At 64.6% G+C, this 4,034-nt stretch carries 1 pseudogene; it reads right to left on the reverse strand.

The window, feature by feature from the left end:
- A pseudogene (locus CAG18_RS25860) lies at positions 1 to 3,691 on the reverse strand (amino acid adenylation domain-containing protein); the annotation flags it as partial.
- Between the last annotated feature and the right edge of the window lie 343 nt (positions 3,692 to 4,034).

A 4,034-nucleotide genomic window follows, 5' to 3' on the forward strand; every position in this document is an offset into this window, starting at 1 on the left:
CGACGATATGGTGCAGGGTCAGCACCAGCACGTGCTGGTCCGCCGCCAGGCCCAGCAGCCTGGCCCGCAGCAGCGGCCCCTGCTCCAGGTCGAACGGTTGCCCTGCTTCGGTCTCGACCCAGGCCCGCACAGCGGCCTCGTCGGCGTTTGCCTGCTCCTCGATGGCCAGCTCGAATGGCACTTGATCATGAATGACCTGCACTGCCTGCTCGCCATCCAGGCGGAAAGTGGTGCGCAAAGTTTCGTGACGCTCGATCAAGGCGCCGAAGGCCTGTTGCAGGGCGGCGATATCCAGCGCCCCGGCCAGCTTCAGTGCGGCCGGAATGTTGTAGGTGGCACTGTGCGGTGCCCATTGCCACAGGAACCACTGCCGTTGCTGGGCGTAGGAAAGCGCTAGTGGCTGAGCCCTGCTCACGCATTCGATGACAGCAGCCTGTGCCCGTTCACCGTGCTCGACACGTTTGGCAAAGTCCCTCAACACCGGAGCCTCGAACAGGGTAAGCAACTGCACGTCCAGCCCCAGGTGCTGACGAATGCGGGCAATCACCGAAACTGCCAGCAGAGAGTGCCCTCCCTGCATGAAGAAATGGTCGTCGAGGCCAACCCTCTCCAGCTTCAGCACATCGGCCCAGATCGCCGCGATCTGCTGCTCCAGCGCGCTCTGCGGGGCGATGTATTCACCCTGCGACTGGCTGGCATCCGGCTGCGGCAGGGCCTTGCGGTCCAGCTTGCCGTTCGGCGTCACCGGCAGCTTGCCGAGCAGCAGCAGGTGCGCCGGCACCATGTAATCCGGCAAACCGGCCTTCAGCGCCTCACGCAGGCTATCGCGCAATGCGCCTTCGTCTTGCGTGCTGTCGGCAGGCACCACATAGCCCACCAGCTGCTTGCCGCTTGGCCCGTCCTGGGCCAGCACCACGGCTTCCTGCACACTCGGCAGCTCCAATAGTCGCGCCTCGATCTCGCCCAGTTCGATGCGCAGGCCGCGGATCTTCACCTGATGGTCGATGCGCCCGGCGTATTCGATCACCCCATCGGCGCGGTAGCGCGCCAGGTCGCCGGTGCGGTACAAGCGCCCGCCGTTGTCGCTGAACGGGTCCGGCACAAAGCGTTCGGCGGTCAGCGCCGGGCGTTGGTGGTAACCACGGGCCAGGCCGACACCGCCGAGGTACAGCTCGCCGGCACTGCCGCGCACCGCCGGTTGCAGGCTGCCTTCGAGGATATGGGTCTTGAGGTTGTCGATCGGCTGGCCGATCGGCACGCTGATGCTTTCGTCCGGCTGGCAGGTCCAGTGGGTCACGTCGATCGCCGCCTCGGTCGGGCCGTACAGGTTGTACAGGCCCGCCGCCGGCAGGCGTTGCAGGGTTTGGCGGGCCAACTCGGCCGGCAACGCTTCACCGCTGCACACCACGCGCTTGAGGCTGACGCAGCTTTCGACCGCTTCGTGGGTCATGAACGCCTGCAGCATCGACGGCACGAAGTGCAGCGTGCTGATGCCGTGGTGGTTGATGGTTTCGACCAGCAACTGCGGGTCGCGGTGCGCGCCGGGCTGGGCCATGACCAGGCGCGCGCCGGTCATCAGCGGCCAGAAGAACTCCCACACCGACACGTCGAAGCTGAACGGGGTTTTCTGCAGCACGCTGTCGCTGGCGTCCAGCCCGTAGGCCTTCTGCATCCAGCACAGGCGGTTGACCAGCGCCTGATGGCTGTTGCCAGCACCTTTCGGGCGACCGGTGGAGCCGGAGGTGTAGATCACGTAGGCGAGGTTCAGCGGGGCCACGTCGACATTCGGGTTGGCATCGCTGTAGCCGTCGAAATTCTCGGTGTCCAAGTCCAGGCTGCGCAGGCCGGCCGGGATCGGCAGGGCTTCGTGCAGGTGCGACTGGGTCAGCAGCAGGGCGATGCCGCTGTCCTCGAACATGTAGCTCAGGCGATCCTGGGGGTATTCCGGGTCCAGCGGCACATACGCGCCGCCGGCCTTCACGATGCCGAGCAAACCGATGACCATCTCCAGGCTGCGCTCCATGGCGATGCCCACCAGCACGTCCGGGCCCACGCCCTGCTCGCGCAGCTTGTGCGCCAGCTGGTTGCTACGGCGGTTGAGCTCGGCATAGCTCAGGGTCTGCTGGCCAAAGGTCAGCGCCGGGGCATCCGGGGTGGCGAGGACCTGGGCTTCGATGAGCTGATGGATGCTTTGCCCTGCCGGGTAGTCCGCTTCGGTGGCGTTCCAGCCGCGCATGATGATGTGCTGTTCAGGCTCGTCCAGCAGCGGCAGGTCGGCAACCCGCTGCCCAGGTTCACATACGATCCCCTGCAGCAGGTTCAGCCAATGCCGGGCCATGCCCTCGATCGTCGCGGCGTCGAACAGGTCGGTGGCGTAGGTCAGTGCCGCGCCAATGCCTTGCTCGTGCTCGAAGGTATCCAGGGCCAGGTCGAACTTGGCGGTATGGTTGTCCCAGACCAGCTCTTCCATCTGCAGCCCTTGCAAACCAACACGTTCACCCTTGGCCTGGGTCTGGTGGTTGAACATCACCTGGAACAGCGGGCTGTGGCCCAGGTTACGCTCGACCTGCAAGGCCTCGACCAACTGCTCGAACGGCAGATCCTGATGGGCCTGGGCGCCCAGTGCGCGTTGCTTCACCTGCTGCAGCAGGTCAATGAAGGTCATCTGCAGGTCGAACTCGGCCCGTAGCACCTGGGTGTTGACGAAAAAGCCGATCAGGCGCTCGGTCTCGACCCGGTTGCGGTTGGCAACCGGTACACCGACGCGGATATCTGGCTGGCCGCTGTAGCGGTGCAGCAGCGTCTGGAAGCTGGCCAGCAACAGCATGAACGGCGTCACGCCCTGCTGCTGGGCCAGCTGCTTGAGCGCCCCGGCCAGTTGCTGGTCCAACGCGACCTTTATCCGTGCGCCCTGATGACTGCTCACGGCGGGCCGCGGGCGGTCGGTGGGCAGCGCCAGCACGGGCTGCTCCTCTCCCAGTTGCGCGGTCCAGTAGGCCAGTTGCTTTTCCTGCTCGCCGGCCTCCATCCAGTTGCGCTGCCAGGTGGCGTAATCGGCGTACTGCACCGGCAGTGTCGGCAACTCCACGGGTTGGCCCTGGCTGTAGCCGTGGTAGAGCTGCACCAGCTCGTTGACCATTACCGGCATCGACCAACCGTCGGAGACGATGTGGTGCAGGGTCAGCACCAGCACATGTTCGTCTGCTGCCAGGCGCAACAGGCGCACACGCAACAGCGGGCCCTGCTGCAGGTCGAAAGGCAGGTGGGCTTCGGCCTCGACACGCTGACGCAGGTAGCTGTCATCGGCCTGCACCAGCACTTCAACGGCCAGTTCGAAAGGGACATGTGGGTGGATCACCTGAACCGCCTGTTCCCGTTCCAGGCGGAAGGTGGTACGCAGCGTTTCGTGGCGCTTGATCAGGGCCTCGAAACTGCGCTGCAGGGCTTGGGTATCCAGGTGGCCTTTGAAACGCAAGACGGACGAGAGGTTGTACGCGCTGCCCACCTCGCCCAATTGCGACAGTATCCACAGGCGCTGCTGAGCGTAGGAAAGCAGCACCGGCTCTGCAGGATCCCTCGGGAAGATCGGCGTGACACCGTACAGGTTCACGCCTTGTTTCTTGAGCAAGGCTGCCAACGCCTTACGTTTTTGGGTGGACAACGATACGACCGTATCGAGCAGCTCTTGCACAGGGAATCTCCTAAGAAATCAGCTCATCAATTTCCTCCGTAGTTAGACGGTTGAGTGGTGGCATGGATTTAGATGGAAATTCGGTGGAGGCAGCGCCCGGTGCAGGTACAGCGTGACCCTGAAACCTGCACCGAACCCACTTCCCATGGCACTGCACATAACTCATTGAATTGGCAGGGCCCCTGTGGGACTCGGAAACCTGCGCCGTACCTGTAGGAGCCGGCGCGCCCGCGAACACCGGCGTAGCCGGTGCCATCCACCGCGTCGCCTGCTTCGCGGGTGAACCCGCTCCCACAGGGACCCCACCAGCTGAAGGAATGCGCCGTACCTGTGGGAGCGGGCG

Source organism: Pseudomonas sp. B22(2017) (assembly GCF_002113105.1).
GTDB classification, from domain to species: Bacteria; Pseudomonadota; Gammaproteobacteria; order Pseudomonadales; family Pseudomonadaceae; genus Aquipseudomonas; species Aquipseudomonas asiatica.